This is a genomic window from Psychrobacter immobilis (genome assembly GCF_904846065.1).
GTDB lineage: Bacteria > Pseudomonadota > Gammaproteobacteria > Pseudomonadales > Moraxellaceae > Psychrobacter > Psychrobacter immobilis_H.
The window spans coordinates 1352913-1369887 of the sequence record NZ_CAJGZV010000001.1; the positions used below are offsets into that span (position 1 = coordinate 1352913).

Annotated in this window: 13 protein-coding genes; 8 read left to right on the top strand and 5 right to left on the bottom strand. The window is 43.9% G+C overall.

Annotated features, from left to right (window positions below):
• The first annotated feature begins 80 nt into the window (after positions 1–80).
• From lpxK to JMW64_RS05680, 4 genes are all read left to right on the top strand, one after another.
• Positions 81–1214 carry a tetraacyldisaccharide 4'-kinase gene (lpxK, locus tag JMW64_RS05665; RefSeq protein ID WP_201553705.1) on the top strand — a complete coding sequence of 378 codons (1134 nt, stop codon included), beginning with the start codon at positions 81–83 and terminating at the stop codon, positions 1212–1214.
• Positions 1215–1251: 37 nt separating this feature from the next.
• The gene (gene kdsB, locus JMW64_RS05670; RefSeq protein ID WP_201553706.1) at positions 1252–2064 is read left to right on the top strand and encodes a 3-deoxy-manno-octulosonate cytidylyltransferase; all 813 of its coding nucleotides are present in this window, start codon (positions 1252–1254) and stop codon (positions 2062–2064) included.
• 84 nt (positions 2065–2148) lie between these two features.
• Positions 2149–3285: a DNA polymerase III subunit delta' gene (locus tag JMW64_RS05675; protein WP_201553707.1), complete on the top strand. Its 1137-nt coding sequence runs from the start codon at positions 2149–2151 to the stop codon at positions 3283–3285.
• 55 nt (positions 3286–3340) lie between these two features.
• Positions 3341–3688, top strand: coding sequence for a PilZ domain-containing protein (locus tag JMW64_RS05680; RefSeq protein ID WP_201553708.1), 348 nt, complete (start codon positions 3341–3343; stop codon positions 3686–3688).
• A 301-nt stretch (positions 3689–3989) separates the two neighbouring features.
• On the opposite strand, the gene ppk2 is transcribed toward JMW64_RS05680, so the two are convergent.
• Together ppk2 and JMW64_RS05690 are read right to left on the bottom strand one after the other, a co-directional pair.
• Positions 3990–5003, bottom strand: coding sequence for a polyphosphate kinase 2 (gene ppk2, locus JMW64_RS05685; RefSeq protein WP_228139068.1), 1014 nt, complete (start codon positions 5001–5003; stop codon positions 3990–3992).
• 248 nt (positions 5004–5251) lie between these two features.
• Positions 5252–6793: an acetyl-CoA C-acetyltransferase gene (locus tag JMW64_RS05690; RefSeq protein ID WP_201553709.1), complete on the bottom strand. Its 1542-nt coding sequence runs from the start codon at positions 6791–6793 to the stop codon at positions 5252–5254.
• Positions 6794–7370: 577 nt separating this feature from the next.
• On the opposite strand from JMW64_RS05690, the gene JMW64_RS05695 reads away from it, so the two are divergent.
• The 4 genes from JMW64_RS05695 to JMW64_RS05710 all read left to right on the top strand — a co-directional run bounded on the left by JMW64_RS05695 (position 7371) and on the right by JMW64_RS05710 (position 12445).
• Complete coding sequence (locus tag JMW64_RS05695) at positions 7371–8771, top strand: 3-oxoacyl-ACP reductase (RefSeq protein WP_201501441.1); 1401 nt, start codon at positions 7371–7373, stop codon at positions 8769–8771.
• A gap of 360 nt (positions 8772–9131) precedes the next feature.
• Positions 9132–10049 (top strand): MaoC family dehydratase, encoded by a 918-nt coding sequence (locus tag JMW64_RS05700; protein ID WP_201553710.1) that lies wholly within the window; start codon positions 9132–9134, stop codon positions 10047–10049.
• Positions 10050–10225: 176 nt separating this feature from the next.
• A complete protein-coding gene (locus JMW64_RS05705) occupies positions 10226–10768 on the top strand; it encodes a beta-lactamase hydrolase domain-containing protein (protein ID WP_201553711.1) in 543 nt (180 codons plus the stop codon).
• A 261-nt stretch (positions 10769–11029) separates the two neighbouring features.
• Positions 11030–12445 carry a serine hydrolase domain-containing protein gene (locus tag JMW64_RS05710; RefSeq protein WP_201553712.1) on the top strand — a complete coding sequence of 472 codons (1416 nt, stop codon included), beginning with the start codon at positions 11030–11032 and terminating at the stop codon, positions 12443–12445.
• 18 nt (positions 12446–12463) lie between these two features.
• On the opposite strand, the gene JMW64_RS05715 is transcribed toward JMW64_RS05710, so the two are convergent.
• The 3 genes from JMW64_RS05715 to JMW64_RS05725 all read right to left on the bottom strand — a co-directional run bounded on the left by JMW64_RS05715 (position 12464) and on the right by JMW64_RS05725 (position 16774).
• A complete protein-coding gene (locus JMW64_RS05715) occupies positions 12464–13711 on the bottom strand; it encodes a cation:proton antiporter (protein WP_201553713.1) in 1248 nt (415 codons plus the stop codon).
• Positions 13712–13920: 209 nt separating this feature from the next.
• Positions 13921–15807 carry a dihydroxy-acid dehydratase gene (gene ilvD / locus JMW64_RS05720; protein ID WP_201553714.1) on the bottom strand — a complete coding sequence of 629 codons (1887 nt, stop codon included), beginning with the start codon at positions 15805–15807 and terminating at the stop codon, positions 13921–13923.
• A 205-nt stretch (positions 15808–16012) separates the two neighbouring features.
• Positions 16013–16774 carry a hypothetical protein gene (locus JMW64_RS05725; RefSeq protein ID WP_227694081.1) on the bottom strand — a complete coding sequence of 254 codons (762 nt, stop codon included), beginning with the start codon at positions 16772–16774 and terminating at the stop codon, positions 16013–16015.
• Between the last annotated feature and the right edge of the window lie 201 nt (positions 16775–16975).

Sequence of the window (16975 nt, forward strand, 5' to 3'; positions counted from 1 at the left end):
TTGGACTATTCTTTGAGCAGCTTTGACGTTCAAATCGTGCTAAGTTAAAGTTTAGCTGAATAGGTAAGTGGTCAATTATCATGAGTATTGAAACGACAGTGACGCGTGCCTGGCAACGTCAAGCCGCTTGGCTATGGCTATTGCTACCTATTAGTTGGTTGTACGGACTTATCACCACGCTGCGTCGTCAAGCTTATAAAGCTGGGCTGTTAGCAAGTTATCGTGCGCCTGTTCCCGTTATGGTGATCGGCAATATTAGCGTGGGCGGTAGTGGCAAAACGCCATTGATTATTGCTTTGGTTGATTATCTACAAGAACGCGGAATAAAGGTAGGGGTTATCAGCCGTGGTTACGGTGGCGATATCAGTCAAATGCCCGCTTTGGTCGATGCCGCCAGTTTGCCTAACGTGGTAGGGGATGAGCCCTGTTTAATTGTAAATATGACAAAGGCACCCATGGCAGTATGTCCTGATCGTAAGCAAGCGATTATAACCTTGTTAGCTGCCCATCCTGACTTGCAATTCATTATTGCCGACGATGGCTTGCAGCATTATGCACTGCAACGTGACATTGAATGGATTGTGGTCGATTCAGCACGGGGCTTTGGTAATCAGCAACTGCTGCCAACAGGGTTTTTACGTGAACCCATGTCGCGATTGCAGGGTGCAACTGTCATCTACCATGAGCCACTAACAACAGATGCAGTGGACAATAAAAAAGATAATAGCAATCTGTACCGAGCCCATCGTTTGACAATGCACTTAGAAGCGGATGCTCTGCAACTCTTATGGCAACCTACTTTATCTTATTCTCAAATTGATGCGCCTACAAAGGGTTGTAGAGTGCATGCGGTGAGCGGTATTGGTTATCCGCAGCGGTTTTTTGATACTTTAAATTCGCTTGGCTTCGATGTCGTTGGACATGCTTATCCTGATCATTATGATTTTGAGTTGGCGGAATTATTGCAGTATACCGAATATCCAATCGTAGTCACCAGTAAAGATGCGGTAAAAATAAGAGCGTTGCTATCGAAAGCCACTACTGATAAAGCGCTGAATAATGAATATCAAACGCTGATAAACAGACTATGGGTACTGTCAGTAACTGCCGAACTCTCTAACAGCTGTTATGATAATCTGCAGCAGCAGCTAAAAAAGCTAGGTATTGATATCGCAAACAATGACAATAACAGTACCAAAGCAAATAATAGATGATGCTTTAAACCGTATAAAAATTGCTATAGGAAACCCCATGTCGTCAGTAATTATACCCGCCAAAACTCACATTGTTATCCCTGCTCGTTTTAAGAGCACGCGGCTGCCCGGCAAGCCATTACTAGAGATACATGGTAAGCCGATGATTCTTTGGGTTGCTGAAAAGGCGCAAACAGCGCACTTCGCTGATGATATGTGTATTGCCACGGATGATGACGATATTGCCAAGATATGCATAGATGCAGGGTTTGATGTGGTGATGACCAGTAGCGAGCATGCTTCAGGCACTGACCGTTTGGCAGAAGTTGCCGCCATCAAAGGGTGGGCTGACCATGATATCGTGGTCAACATGCAAGGCGATGAACCGTTAGTGCCACCGTTATTATTGGAGCAGGTAAAGGCGCTTTTGGTCGCAGACAGTGATAGCGTGATGGCGACTTTGTGCGAGCCTATCGACGACTATGAGACCTTTATGCGTCCATCAGTGGTCAAGGTTGTCAGTCAACACGCTAATGACTTGCAACGTGCGCTTTATTTTAGCCGAGCACCCATTCCTTGTGATCGTGATGTCGTATTGTCCAATGATGGTCATAGAAACCCACCAAAAAATGCTTATCGTCATTTAGGGTTATATGCTTATCGCGTCCGTTTATTACAGCAATTTGTGCGTTGGCCGCAAACGCCACTTGAGACACTTGAAAGCCTAGAGCAGTTACGCGTTTTAGAAAATGGAGCGCAGATTGCTATTGCAGTTGCCGCTTGTCAGCTACCTGCAGGGGTCGATACCCAAGAAGATTTAGACCGCTTAAATGCCATGAGTTTGACTGAATTTCAGAACCCCATTGGATAAATAGCCTAAGCAAAAATATTTCATCTAAAGCGTCATGAACACGCTATATCCTGAATAATCAAGCGAAGTTATAGGACGTTAGCTATGAGTGATAAGACGCAAAATACAGGCACAATGGATACTACAGACCACATTTATTTCGCCGCGTTATTGCCATGGCAGCAAAATCTGTGGTCGCAATTGACCAAGCGAGTTTTGACATCACAGCAATCTTTGCCACATGCACTATTAGCTGCTGGTATGCAGGGTATGGGCAAGCGAGCTTTTGTATGGCGTTTGGTTGCTTGGCTATTATGCCGTGAGCGTGATAGTCATCCCACAGGGGCTTGCGGCGTGTGTGAAAGTTGCCAATGGCTAAGATCTGGCACGCATCCAAGCTTACAGGTATTGCCACTGATCAGTATGCCAATCAGTGCAGACAATGTTGATAATAAAGAGAAATTAAGTAACGCTGCAAAGGATAAAAAATCATCCAAAACAGCCAATAACAGTGCTCTTAAGATTAAAGTGGATGATATCCGCAACTTGCAGCCTTTTATCTACCAAGGTGGTCAAGGGATGCGTATCTGTGTGTTAGACCATGCAGAGCAAATGACGATTGCCGCGGCCAACGCGCTACTCAAAACCTTAGAAGAACCACAAGCTAAAGTCCATTTATTTTTGATCAGCGATACTCCAGCACAACTACTGCCCACTATTAAAAGTCGGGTGCAGCAGTTGCCATTACAGACCATTCAGCCTGTGATCGCCGTTGACTATGTGACACAGGCACTTGGCTCTATGGTCAATCGTGAAGCGGTCGGAACGGCTGCGATTGAGCAGCTTATTCAATTGGCAAATGGCGCACCTTTGGCCGCGATAGCCATGGCACAAGCGCCATGGTATAGCAAACGTGCGCTATGGTTGACGACGTGGCAGGCATTGCGGAGCGGTAAACGTAGTAGTGTGGCAGCCAGTGACTATTGGCAAAACCAACTGAGTATCACAGAATTTATTCAGCTGTCTGAGCTGATGCTACTTGATATGCGCCGTGTTTGCTTAGGGCTTAATGAGCTTCAAAAAGACGTCAATCTATCCGCTGCCTTAGAAAAGTTTCCACCTGATAATAATGGCCTAGCACTTTTTTCTAATAGCTTACAGCAGACAAAAATCGCTCTGCAACAAAATGTGCAAGAAAAATTTGCCTATGATAAGCTAATGCAAGAATTGGCTTGTTTATAAGAAAATCTGCCTCGATAGCAAATAAAAATACCAAACTTAATGAAGGAAGCTGACTATGGCCATGCCAGGACGCGGCGGGATATTAACCTGCCACATTGAAAATATCGAAATGTTATATGCCAGCTACTTGTCCTTTGTCAGTAATGGCGCATTATTTGTGCCATCCAATGACGCTCAGCAGCTAGGTAACGAAGTATTTATCGCCATCACTTTACCCAATTCTAGCGAACGTTTGCCTATGAATGGCAAAGTGGTTTGGATTAACGCCAAAACGCAAGGTGGTCGACCGGCAGGTTTTGCGGTACAGATTGGAACTGATATTGCAGGTCAAAGAATTAAAAACGAAGTTGAGCGATTATTGGCGGGTAAAATAGATAGTTTGCAGTCCACGTATACCATGTAATTATTTATTGTACTTATAATGGTTTTGATAAGTGTTAGACGACTATTATTAAATAAATAGTATAAAAAAAGCCACCTTATATATCGATAAGGCGGCTTTTTTTTATGAGTATAAGACTAGGGCGTGTCTTCATTTTAAAAATGGTGATAAAAATTGCCGTCAAACAATAAAGGCAATGCCAATAATATCGAAATATCAATAAGCTATTTGACTATCCTTGGCAAAATGTAGCCATTTTTAGCCACTTTAGAGGACAATCGATTGAATTGAGGACACAGCCTATGTAAAACCAGCATATCTTTTAATAACGCGGTGGCACATACATATCATCTGGAATAGGCTCACGGTAGTATTCGTCATCACGTTTACGATCGGGTAATTCTACCTCATCACGTGGCACTTCTTTATAAGGAATTTGTTCGAGTAGATGAGCAATACAGTTTAGCCTTGCGCGTTTTTTATTGTTACCTTCAACCACCCACCAAGGTGCTTCAGGGATATGCGTTCGCTCAAACATGGTCTCTTTAGCCTTGGTATAGTCTTCCCAACGGCGGCGTGACTGTAAGTCCATGGCTGAGAGCTTCCATTGCTTGAGCGGGTCATGAATACGGCTCATAAAGCGTGAATGCTGCTCATCATCAGTGATCGAAAACCAGTACTTCACCAGGCGAATACCTGAGCGTACTAGCATACGTTCAAACTCAGGCACCGACTGAAAAAATTCTTCATACTGTGCATCGGTACAAAAACCCATCACACGCTCAACCCCCACACGATTATACCAACTGCGGTCAAACAGAACAATCTCACCAGCAGCAGGCAAATGGGCGACATAACGCTGAAAATACCATTGTGATTGCTCACGTTCCGTCGGTGCAGGTAGGGCTGCCACTCGACACACACGAGGGTTTAAGCGCTGCGTGATACGCTTGATAGCGCCACCTTTACCCGCCGAGTCACGACCCTCAAATATGACGACGATACGCTCACCGCGATCAACGACCCAGTCTTGCAACTTAATAAGCTCGCGCTGTAGCCTTACCAACTCTTGAAAGTACATACGACGATCAAGTCTTTCTTGCTCACTCATTTCGCGCCCATCAAAACGAAAGTCACGCACATAATCATCTATCTCGTTTTCTAACTCTTCATCATAAGTATCGATGAGGTCTTCGTGCATCTTACGACGCAACTGATCATTAAAAACCTCCTTATCCATACGCTCGATAAAACTGTGTTGCTCAGGTGAGCTAAGTTCCTGACGCTCTTGTGGCGTGAGGGATTTGGGATTGATGGACGAAGGTATCTTACCCATAAAAAACTCCTAATCAGTGTTGTTATGATTTTTATTGGTTATCCTCTTACTTTAGCATAACTATCGATAGAGCTATGCGTTGGCTACGTTTCATTATTGTGTTGTTAGCAAAACCTTGACTATCATCCAGTGTTGAGTAGTGAATGGGCATAAAAAAGCACCCTCTAATCCATCGATTAAAGAGTGCTTTAAAGTATTAATGCCAACTATTGACTGATAATAGCAATCAAATAACAGCAGTCAAAGAGTTATTTCTCTAAGATACAAGTCACGCCCTGACCACCAGCTGCACAGATAGAGATTAGTGCACGACCTGAGCCTTTTTGATCCAATAGCTTCGCTGCAGTGGCTAGGATACGACCGCCCGTTGCGGCAAAAGGATGACCCGCAGCTAACGACGAGCCATTCACGTTTAGCTTGCTACGATCGATAGAGCCTAGTGGTGCATCTAGTCCTAGACGCTCTGCACAGAATTTTTCATCTTCCCAAGCAGCTAGTGTTGATAACACTTGTGATGCAAAGGCTTCATGGATTTCATAAAAATCGAAATCTTGTAGTGTTAGACCTGCACGCTCAAGCATACGCGGTACGGCATAAGCAGGTGCCATTAATAGGCCTTCTGTGGTGCCAGATTTACCAATGAAATCAACGGCGGCCGTTTCTTGATGAACGATATAAGCCAATGGCTTAAGACCACGCTCTTTTGCCCACTCATCGGTTCCTAATAGGACACAAGAGGCACCATCCGTTAACGGTGTAGAGTTGGCTGCTGTCATCGTTGGCTTGGCGTTCTTTTTACCAAACACAGGCTTTAATTTAGCCAGTTTTTCCAAAGTGGTATCAGGGCGCAAGTTGTTATCGCGCGTCAGACCTTTGTATGGAGTGATTAGGTCGTCAAAGAATCCTTCATCATAAGCGCGCGCTAGGTTTTGATGACTGTTAAAAGCAAGCTCATCTTGTGCTTCGCGGCTGATATTCCACTCAAGTGTGGTGATGGCTTGATGGTCGCCCATTGATAGACCAGTGCGTGGTTCACCGTTTTGTGGCGAATCGATTAAGTCTTTTGGATTTAGACCCATTAGCGCTTTTAGGCGTTGTTTGTTGTCTTTAGCCGCACCCAGTTTGATCAGTACTTTACGTAGACCATCACCAATCGCGATCGGTGCATCAGAGGTCGTGTCTACGCCGCCAGTAATTGCTGAATCGATAATACCCAGTGCGATTTTATTGGCAGAAGCAAAAGTCGCTTGCAAGCCAGTACCGCAAGCTTGTGAGATATCGTAAGTTGGCGTATGTGGGTTGAGCGCTGTGTTAAGCGTGGCTTCGCGAGTTAGGTTGATGTCACGGCTTAGTTTCATGACGGCACCAGACACCACTTCACCCAACACTTCGTCTTGTAGATTATAGCGTTCAATCAAGCCATCTAATGCAGCTGTCAACATGTCGGTGTTGCTAACGTCAGCGTATGAACCGTTCGAGCGTGCAAACGGAATACGGTTGCCACCTAAGATAGCCACACGATTTTGACCAGCAACGGCTTTGGTTTTGCTGGTTTTTTTAGCAGCAGATGCTGGCTTTTTCGTAGTAGAAGCTGGTGATTTATCATTTGCTTCTGTGTTGCTAGAAGACTCTTTATTAGACGTGTCTGTAGCTGTCGTGCTTTTAGCTTTTTTAACAGCCGTTTCTGTTTTGGCACTGTCTGATTTATTATCAGTAGATTTTGACGCACTGGCTTTTACCACTGTGCTTTCAACAACAGGGCTATCAGAGTGATTGTTTTTATTACTCATAATATTATCCTTAAAAAATATGGGCAGAAGAAAAGAGGGTAACAATAGTAAAGCTAATAATAAAAATGATTACATTAAAAAATTCAATAATCGAAAATAAACAAGAAGCAAATATTATCACTTATTACGCAGCATAACTGTTTATGATAAGACGTTTTTACGACCTTACTGTATATCTTTGGCAAACTATGTGACGCTTATCTAAGGTCGGTATCAGCTTTGAAAGACATCAATATGACTTTCGTAGACTGGCTAGTATCGATTATTGGCATTGCATAACGATAGATTTGATAATATATTGTTATCGATAATTGCATTTGCTATAACTTATAGGTCTGATTTTAGCACAATGTGGTGATTTTTAAATCCAGAAAAAGTGACCGTCTTGTATACTGACTTGTTTACAGATTGTTGTAGACATTATCGGTTTTTGGACTTGTTTAAGATGGCAGTGTATAGTTAGGCCAGCTTTAGACTCATTTACTAAATATCAATGATTATGAGGTTATTGAGTCTATATAATAGGCACATTACATTTATTACTATTATTCTAACCGTTCGTTATAGGGATTATATTATGTCAGACCGTTATGGTGATTTTGTTCAGTCTTCTATTGGCAAAAAAGTGGCCAAAAATTTGGGTTTACCGTTACCTGTTACTCTTGATCGCTTCGAAAGCGGTGAGCCTTTAGTACGTGGTAGCGTATTGGTTGGTCGTGCTAATGGCGATGATAAAAGCGTCAGTGAGTCTGTTGCGCGAATTTTGTCAGACGTACATGCTGATGTTTATGTAAACAGCAGTGATGATATCAAAGATGCCCTTGCTGATGCAGGCGTGGAAGCAAAAGCCAATACGGGCGGCGATGATAAATTTAAAGTTTTGTTGTTTGATGCCAGCAATATTAGCAATGCCGATCAATTAAAAGAAGTGTATGAGTTCTTCCATACTGTCGCTCGTCGTGTAGAAAAATCTGGTCGCGTCATTATTATTGGTCGCCCACCAGAAAATATCACTGACATTGATACAGCTTTGGCTCAGCGTGCGCTTGAAGGATTTGTGAAGTCTGTCGGTAAAGAGTTCAAACGCGGTATTACGGCACAGCTTATTTATGTGGAAGACGGCGCAGAGCAAAATCTAGATTCGACTTTACGCTTTTTCACCTCAGCTCGTTCAGCTTATGTCTCAGGACAAGTCGTACGCGTTAGTAAAGGCAGTAATGTTGATGTGGATTGGACACAGCCTCTTGGCGGTAAAACCATGCTGGTAACCGGCGCAAGTCGCGGTATTGGTGAAGCAATTGCTCGTGTATTGGCTCGAGAAGGCGCTCACGTTATCTGCCTCGATGTACCGCAGCAACAAGCAGACCTACAAAAAGTCGCTAGCGAAATTAGTGGCTCAGTATTGACCGTCGACATCACCAGTGATGACGCTGGCAAACAAATCGCCGAAGCTGCACAAAAGCGTGGTGGATTAGACTCAATCATCCATAATGCTGGCGTGACTCGTGATAAGACATTGGCAAACATGGACGAGAAAAAGTGGGACATGGTTATTAATATCAACCTAGGTAGTATTGCTAGGCTGAACCGCTATTTACTAGACAACGACGTATTAAAAGACAATGCACGTATCGTTTGTGTGTCATCGATTTCAGGTATCGCTGGCAACTTGGGTCAAACCAACTATGCCACCTCTAAAGCAGGGGTGATTGGTTTGGTGAATGCCACTGCCAAGCAGTTAGAAGACAACGCCAAAGGCATGACAATCAACGCCGTTGCTCCAGGGTTTATTGAAACGCAAATGACAGAAGCCATTCCATTTGCTATTCGTGAAGCGGGTCGCCGTATGAACTCTATGAGCCAAGGCGGCTTGCCAGTAGACGTGGCTGAGACCATCGCATGGTTTGCATCACCTGCTTCTGGTGGCTTAAATGGCAACATCGTTCGCGTTTGTGGTCAAAGCTTATTGGGTGCTTAATATCACTTTATAAGTAAGTGTCAATTATAAGTAAGTATAAATGATGATTTAGATGATGGTAAATACATGATATTAATCAGTATTTTTAATTTTCCTCACATATGCTTACGAAAAAATTGCTCATGAATCGTAATAAAGCTGCCCAAGGGTGGCTTTTTTATGATAAAAACACAGAGAACCAGTAGCCAAATTGTTTTTTGCTGTGAGAGTTGCTTACATTGTCTAAAACCACGCCTATGAATTGTGCCTAATTTAGGCATAATACTGGTGGCATTGCTCAATGATAGGCTGTAACCAATAATGTCATAGCATCTTTAGATACACCAAGAAAATTTGCTCAAGCCCCACTTAGGATTTATTATGTCAGACAAACATTATGATGCGTTGCCGAAAGCGCATACGACCTATGCCAATATCGTTAAAAGTTTATTGCCTATTGGTAATAATGGCAAAATCAGTAAAGACCAATTGCCGCAAGCGACTTACTATGTGGACGATTTGCACATTGACCAAAGTAACTTAAACGATTATCGTAAAATTTGTGGTTTTGCAGATAATGGCAAAGTACCTATTACTTACTTTTCAGTGCTGTCTCAAACGCTGCAAATGAATATGATGGTCAAAGAGCCATTTCCATTTGCTATGTTGGGTCTAGTGCACGTCGATAATAGTGTGACTCAGTATCGTCCTATCGGTGAGCGTGAAACGGTTGCTATGTCAGTCACCTTTGATAATTTGCGTGACCATGCTCAGGGTCAGCAGTTTGATTTTGTGACGACGGTCAAGTCAGAAGATAAGGTGATTTGGGAAGGTACTTCGACGTATCTATCACGTAGCAAAAAACCAATCAGCAGCAAAGACAAAAAAAGCACTCCACGTCCAATAACGGTCAAGCCATCAGTCAACCCAGAAGGCGTGCATAGTATCTTTGAAGTGCCAGAAGATATCGGTCGTCGTTATGCTTTTGTTTCAGGTGACTTTAACCTTATTCATCTCCATCCATTATCTGCGCGTGCGTTTGGCTTTCCTAAAGCGATTGCTCACGGCATGTGGTCAAAGGCCAAATGCCTTGCTATGATGGACGAGTTGCCAGATGCGTGTACGGTTGATGTGTCATTTAAACTGCCTATCTTTTTGCCAGCCGAAGTAGAGCTGATCGCTGATCCGGTAGCTGCACTTAAAGACACAGACGATACCTGTGAGTTTGGCTTATTTAGCTCTAAAAATGACAAGCCGCATTTGGCAGGTACGGTTAAATTACAGAGTGGCCATGAGTAAAAGCCAGTAGAACGACTGTCATTTAACTAAAAAATATCTCAATATGGTCGATTCTTGATAGAAAAGTGATAGCGTTAACCTCGCTTGAAGTATTGCTTATACATCGACACGCGGTTGCTTTGTACTTATTTTAACTGGAATTGATCATAGTAAATATAATGAACAAATTTATAATTATGACTTCACATACCGCCGTACCAGACCCAGATCAACTGAATCATTCAGTAGCTATTGACACAGTATCGAATGCTGGCAATAGCGTTTTAGACAATGATGTTGATCTTAGTACTATTCTTGAGCCTTATTTTCGTCCTGATGACACTACCATTGTATGCGGTGCACTCAATGACGAAAAAGTGGTTGCCTTAGCGAAAGCTGGGGTTGAGTTAGTGATTAACTTACAGCCAGATGATGAATTGAGCTTTGATGAAGCCGCAGCGGTCGAGCGAGCTGGCATGCACTATGAGCATCTGCCTATTAACGGTGCTGCAGACTTAAAGCAGCTTAATATATTGGCATTTGATAATATATTGCGCCAACATCATGGCAAAAAAACGGCAGTGCATTGTGGCTCAGGCAATAGAGTGGGTGCCGCAATGGCGCTACGCGCAGGATGGCTACGTGGACGTAAAATGGACACCGCTATGGAACGTGGGCGCAGTCATGGTTTAACGAAGCTTGAGCAAGAAGTTCATAATCGTCTGTTGGTACCGCGTTAAGACATAAAGATGACAACGTATTATTGAGCAGCATTGTATGACTGAGAGGCGACCACTAGGTTGCCTTTTTTATTAAGGCGCGTTGTTATTTTAAAAATGAGGACACGCCCTAAGCAAACGAAAAAATAACGAGTTAGTATTGAGATACTGAACAGTTACGCCTTAGCAAATAATGTATTTTTTATCATATGAACACTTAATATTAAGGGCTAAATAGTTTTTTACCGTTTAGCTGTTTTATAGAAATGGAGCAGGGTAGCCATGATCGACAATAATAATAAAACCACGCAGATTTTTGATCATCAGATAAATATAACGTTGCAACAACGTTTGCAGCAAATACTCACCGATTTACAGCTTGATGATGCACCAGCAGGGGGTGCCGTGGTTGTCTATCAGGCAGGAGAATGCATTGCACAGGCGAGTGTGGGGATGGCACGTCCAGAGATGTCGTGGCAGCCTGATACTTTGGCGATTAACTTTTCGACGGGTAAAGGTGTATTGGCGACGCTCGTACATATATTGGTTTCGCAGCAGATGCTTGATTATGACCAGCCTATTGCCCATTATTGGCGTGCATTTTCTGCACAGAATAAAGGGAATATTACGCTACGTAGCGTGATGTCGCATCAAGCCAACTTATTCTCAATTCAGAGTATCGATGCGGATAGCGAAACTTTGCTTGATTGGGATCAAATGCTCAATAAAGTTGCTGCCATGCCAATCACAGCATCAGACCATGGCGAGCTATATGACAGCGCTTATAGTGCTCTGGTCTATGGTTGGGTGTTGGGCGGTCTGATAGAAGCCGTTACGGAAATGTCTTTAGCTGAGGCATTGCGCCATTATCTTACTGAGCCTTTAGGTATTGCTGATAGTTGCTATTTTGGTGTACCAGAGAATAAAGTCAACCAAGTAGCAAGACTCGCCAAAGACTTCGAAGCATCAAATGAGGCTGGCTCACAACTGCGTCATAAACGTCATAAACCAACGCTAAAAGCTGACTCACAAAGTACTTTACGTACTTATGCTAGTCTGCCTAGCTACACTTGTTGGCAGCAGCTCGCCTTAGTTGATATACAAGCGGCAGACCTAAGTTCAGATGATGAGCAAAATACTTTACCGATACTAGACACGGCTCATATTAATCGTTTGTACTTCAATACCAGTCAGCTTAATCTAAAAAATTATAAGGCGGCACTCATACCTGCTGGCAAACAAGCAATCGATTATCACAGTCGTGAGACATTACAGGCGATTATTCCAGCAGCAAATGGTGTCGCTTCAGCTCAGGCATTGGCCACCATCTATGCGATGTTAGCCAACGGCGGAACATGGCAAGGACACACGTTTATTAATAGCGCCACTTTTGAGCAACTATCCAAACCGCAAGTCACAGGGCTAGATGCCGTCATGCCAGCAAACATGGATTGGCGCTTGGGTTATCATCGGTTATTTAGTCTTTGTCAGCATATAGACAGTGAAAAATTTGATGCAAACAAGCAAGGATTTGGGCATATGGGCTATAACGGTTCAGTGGCTTGGTGTGACACAGAGCGTCAGTTGTCATTTGCCTTTATCCATAATTTTGACACCACGATGCTGAATGATGTCCGTCAATTTGCACTAACGGAAGCGGTACTTAACTTAGTCGATTCAGAGCTTTCAAAGCGCTAGATAGCTCTATCGATAAGGTTAATGTGATTTATTCGGCGTCATTTTAAGCAATTTTGTGGCGCTAAGACCATGAATAAAGATTGACGCCAAAATGACAATTGAACAGACGACCCATAGCTTAAGCGCATCTTCATCACCGAAAAAACCTTGGTTGAGCGCATAAGATAAATAATATAGCGTACCAATGCCACGGATGCCCAAAGCAGAAATGGCATACTTTTCAGTGTGTGGCATGTTTAGTCCTGATAAAGCAATAAACCCACCAATGGGACGTATCAACAAGAGGAAAGTGAAGCTGACGATGTAAACACGCCATGTCAGCTCAACACCCGACTGCAATCCTTGACCAAGAAACATGCCGAAAGTGACCAGCACTAGAGACATGAGTAAGCCTTCTGATTGTTCTGCAAAATCATGGAGCTTGTGGTGATAGCTATGCTCATGCTCTGAGCGGCGAAAGGCAAATGCCGCGATAAACACGGCGATAAAGCCATAACTATGTACAAATTCGGCAAGTCCATAAGCCACTAACGTTAGTGCAATGACCACATAGCCTTGAGAAATAGTGGTGTTTTGGCTGTATTTTGAAAATACCAGCTTGGCCATAATTTTACCAACGACAATCCCCACCACCAGCCCAGCACCAATTTTCCATAAGACATCATGAGTGAACCATGACCAGAGCATCTCGAGGGTAAAGGAATTGCCTTGGCTAAAGGCTTCCGCTATTTTTATGGCCAAATAAACAAATGGGAAAGCCAGTCCGTCATTCAATCCTGCTTCTGAGGTCAAAGTAAAGCGCGGTGTATCTTCGCGACCTGTGTTGGGTGGCCCTACTTGAATACTAGAAGCTAAGACGGGATCGGTTGGAGCTAGTACTGCGCCCAGCAATATAGCGGCTCCCAGACTGAGACCAAATGCATAGTAGCCCAGTACCGCCATCGCAAAGATGCCAATCGGCATGGTAATAAGCAACAGACGCACGGTCGGTCGCCACAATTGCCAAGACAGCTTCGTATCAATTTTAATACCAGCACCAACCAAGGATACGAGCACCACAATTTCGGTTAATTTTTCGATAATTAAGCCGTTATTCATAGGGTCTAAAAATGATAAGGTCGTCCACCAGTAGCCCATCAGCAGCCCAAAGCTGACCTGCAACATAGGCAAAGAGATAGGCGTGCGCTTAAATATAATGGGGAATAACGCCCCCAGTAAAAAAGCGATACCGCAGACCAATAAAAATAAATTGTAGTTTTCAATCATAAGGTAGGTGCACGCTGTTATGTTTATCTTAAAAAGTTAGAATAAGGCCATATTTACTAGTCCATTATAATGACGCTAAAAAATAATGATTACCGCAAAAAATCGTTATCAAAACGACATATGCGTTGTTTTTTGGTGAAAAAAAAGCCTGCATAGCGCAGGCTTAATAGATTTTTACCAATATACTTTAACAATTAATAGTTTAAGGCTCAGCGCTCAACTTGACTCACGTCACGTACCGCACCGGTATCGGCACTGGTAGTCATGGCAGCATAGGCACGTAGCGCAGGGGTCACATGACGGTCACGGCTTACAGGCTTCCACGCATCGCGGCCACGAGCTTCCATCGCTTCGCGGCGAGTGGACAAATCGGCATCACTGACTTGCATGTTAATCGTACGATTAGGAATGTCGATATGGATGGTATCGCCTTCTTCAACCAGACCAATGGCGCCACCTTCCGCTGCTTCTGGGCTGGCATGACCAATGGATAAACCTGATGTTCCACCAGAGAAACGACCGTCAGTTAGTAAGGCGCATTCTTTACCCAAGCCTTTAGACTTAAGGTAAGTGGTCGGATATAGCATCTCTTGCATACCAGGGCCGCCTTTAGGGCCTTCGTAGCGGATGATAACCACATCACCTGCGACGATATTGTCAGCTAATACTGCCGCGACAGCATCATCTTGTGACTCAAATAGACGAGCACGACCAGTAAATACTAGGATGCTGTCATCCACACCTGCGGTTTTGACCACACAGCCACGCTCGGCGATATTGCCATACAATACGGCCAAACCACCATCTGTAGAATAGGCATGTAGGGCACTACGGATGCAACCTGACTCACGGTTGACGTCAAGGTTTGACCATTCTTTTGATTGTGAAAATGCCTCAGTGGTACGTATGCCACCCGGTGCTGCAAGGAAGCGTGCGCGAGCCTCTTGATTATCAGGATTCATGATATCCCACTTATCAATCGCGGCTTTCATCGTTGGACTATGGATGGTCGGTACGTCAGTTTTGAGTAAGCCTGCACGATCAAGCTCGGCCAATAAGGCAAAGACACCGCCAGCACGATGCACATCTTCCATATGGTATTTTTGTGAGGCAGGGGCGACTTTTGCAAGGCAAGGTACACCGCGACTTAGACGATCGATATCTGACATTTTGAAATCGACTTCTGCTTCGTTAGCAGCCGCTAACAGATGCAAAATAGTATTGGTTGAGCCACCCATCGCGATATCTAAGGTCATTGCGTTTTCAAAAGCCGCTTTGCTAGCGATGGAGCGTGGCAATACTGAATCATCATCTTGCTCATAGCGACGTTTGGCAAGCGAGACAATGGTGCGTCCTGCTTCTAAAAACAACTCGCGGCGTAGCGAATGGGTGGCGAGTAGCGAGCCATTACCCGGTAATGCCAAGCCCAATGCTTCAGTTAAGCAGTTCATTGAGTTGGCCGTAAACATACCGGAGCACGAACCACAAGTTGGGCAGGCAGAGGCTTCAATAGTGGCTACATCTTCATCACTAATGCTGTCATCAGCGGCATCCATCATCGCATCGACAAGATCAAGCTTACGAATCGCACTACTGTCACTACCATCGGTATTATGGCTTTTACCAACGGTACTGGCTAAAATCTTGCCCGCTTCCATTGGGCCACCTGAAATAAACACTACTGGAATATTGAGGCGCATGGCTGCCATCAACATACCCGGCGTTATTTTATCGCAGTTGGAGATACACACTAGTGCATCCGCACAGTGAGCATTGACCATGTATTCTACAGAGTCAGCAATTAGGTCGCGGCTGGGTAGCGAGTACAACATACCGCTATGACCCATCGCAATACCATCATCGACCGCAATGGTATTGAACTCTTTAGCCACGCCGCCTGCTTGTTCAATCTCACGTGCGACCAGTTGCCCCAAGTCTTTTAGATGAACATGGCCGGGTACGAACTGGGTAAACGAGTTGGCAATCGCAATGATTGGTTTACCAAAGTCGCCATCAGTCATGCCAGTCGCACGCCATAATGCGCGCGCGCCTGCCATATTACGGCCGCCAGTAGAGGTTTTTGAGCGATAATCCATGTGATATTCCTTACAAATAGGCGAGGTTTGTGAAAATGTGCACCCTCAATTTTAATATTGATAGTGTGCTTTTTATAAAATGCGAGGACTAGTGAATAATACTAGGTCGTTACCATACCATTAGATATGAATCACTGAAAACTATTCATTGATAATGCCAAGTCAATAGTAGTCATAACATCGTAAGTATTTGGAAGATAAGGTGTTATTCGACGCGCTCTACTATCGCCGCCTCAAACCAAGGTAGCTCTGTTTTGTCCGCTTCCAATTTAGCGATAACCACTAACGCATGAGTCGCTGGCAAGCATTGATAATCAGCGTTTGCTTCAATACGAAGTAGTTGCTCATTGCCTTCAGCTTGTTCATCTATACTGATTAAGGTTTGCTTATTATTTTTGTAGAGTACATCGATACGACCAAAAAACTGCCAATCTTTAAAAGCGGCTGTAATAGCATCTGCTTCATTCTGGGTATAAAGTTGTTGGGTGTCTTTGCCCGTATTGGTCCAATGCAAGCGTACGGCTAACTGCAGCGCTTCGCTAAAAATCACCAATGACCCGATGATTTTGACATGCCAAGGGCTGCTTATTAGTGCTTCGCTAATACCAATCAGCTTGGCTGCTTCATGAGCGCTCATGGGCGTATTGAACTGTGACAGGAGGGCGGGTGTGAGCGGATTCGCTTGCTTAATCGCATCATTTAAACTGTCGTAATGATATAAGAACGGTAGTGGTAAATCCTGTGTGACCGTCTTTTTAGTGATTTTGCAATTGTGTATCTTCCAACCAATCGTCTTGTCGCTCAGTGCTTCGGCCAGAATGAGCGCGTTAGGCTCAATGCTTTGAGTGGGGGCTTGAGTCTCATTTTCAGTCTCAGCGCTGCTTGGTTGTTTTCCATTATTGAATACAGAGCCAGCTGTGACAGACGTTTGCGCTGCTTGAGCAGGTTCTGTGTAAATGTTACTCATATTTGATTGAGTCGGCAAAGTAGACGAATCCATAAACGTAGTGTTGTTAAAGTAGAGGGTTAATATAACATTTAAAGCGCCTGACTCGCCAACCAAATTAGTGAGCTACCGCGATTAGCTTACGTATTGCGAATTTTTAATAACGAGTGCTATCGCAACTTGTGCTTAAACGACATTTCGTCCACTATATTACAGGTTGTC

Bases quoted from the DNA above. Each gene is read 5' to 3' on its own strand.
- lpxK (WP_201553705.1), top strand. From the start codon at position 81: ATGAGTATTGAAACGACAGTGACGCGTGCCTGGCAACGTCAAGCCGCT.
- kdsB (WP_201553706.1), top strand. From the start codon at position 1,252: ATGTCGTCAGTAATTATACCCGCCAAAACTCACATTGTTATCCCTGCT.
- JMW64_RS05675 (WP_201553707.1), top strand. From the start codon at position 2,149: ATGAGTGATAAGACGCAAAATACAGGCACAATGGATACTACAGACCAC.
- JMW64_RS05680 (WP_201553708.1), top strand. From the start codon at position 3,341: ATGGCCATGCCAGGACGCGGCGGGATATTAACCTGCCACATTGAAAAT.
- ppk2 (WP_228139068.1), bottom strand. From the start codon at position 5,003: ATGGGTAAGATACCTTCGTCCATCAATCCCAAATCCCTCACGCCACAA.
- JMW64_RS05690 (WP_201553709.1), bottom strand. From the start codon at position 6,793: ATGAGTAATAAAAACAATCACTCTGATAGCCCTGTTGTTGAAAGCACA.
- JMW64_RS05695 (WP_201501441.1), top strand. From the start codon at position 7,371: ATGTCAGACCGTTATGGTGATTTTGTTCAGTCTTCTATTGGCAAAAAA.
- JMW64_RS05700 (WP_201553710.1), top strand. From the start codon at position 9,132: ATGTCAGACAAACATTATGATGCGTTGCCGAAAGCGCATACGACCTAT.
- JMW64_RS05705 (WP_201553711.1), top strand. From the start codon at position 10,226: ATGACTTCACATACCGCCGTACCAGACCCAGATCAACTGAATCATTCA.
- JMW64_RS05710 (WP_201553712.1), top strand. From the start codon at position 11,030: ATGATCGACAATAATAATAAAACCACGCAGATTTTTGATCATCAGATA.
- JMW64_RS05715 (WP_201553713.1), bottom strand. From the start codon at position 13,711: ATGATTGAAAACTACAATTTATTTTTATTGGTCTGCGGTATCGCTTTT.
- ilvD (WP_201553714.1), bottom strand. From the start codon at position 15,807: ATGGATTATCGCTCAAAAACCTCTACTGGCGGCCGTAATATGGCAGGC.
- JMW64_RS05725 (WP_227694081.1), bottom strand. From the start codon at position 16,774: ATGAGTAACATTTACACAGAACCTGCTCAAGCAGCGCAAACGTCTGTC.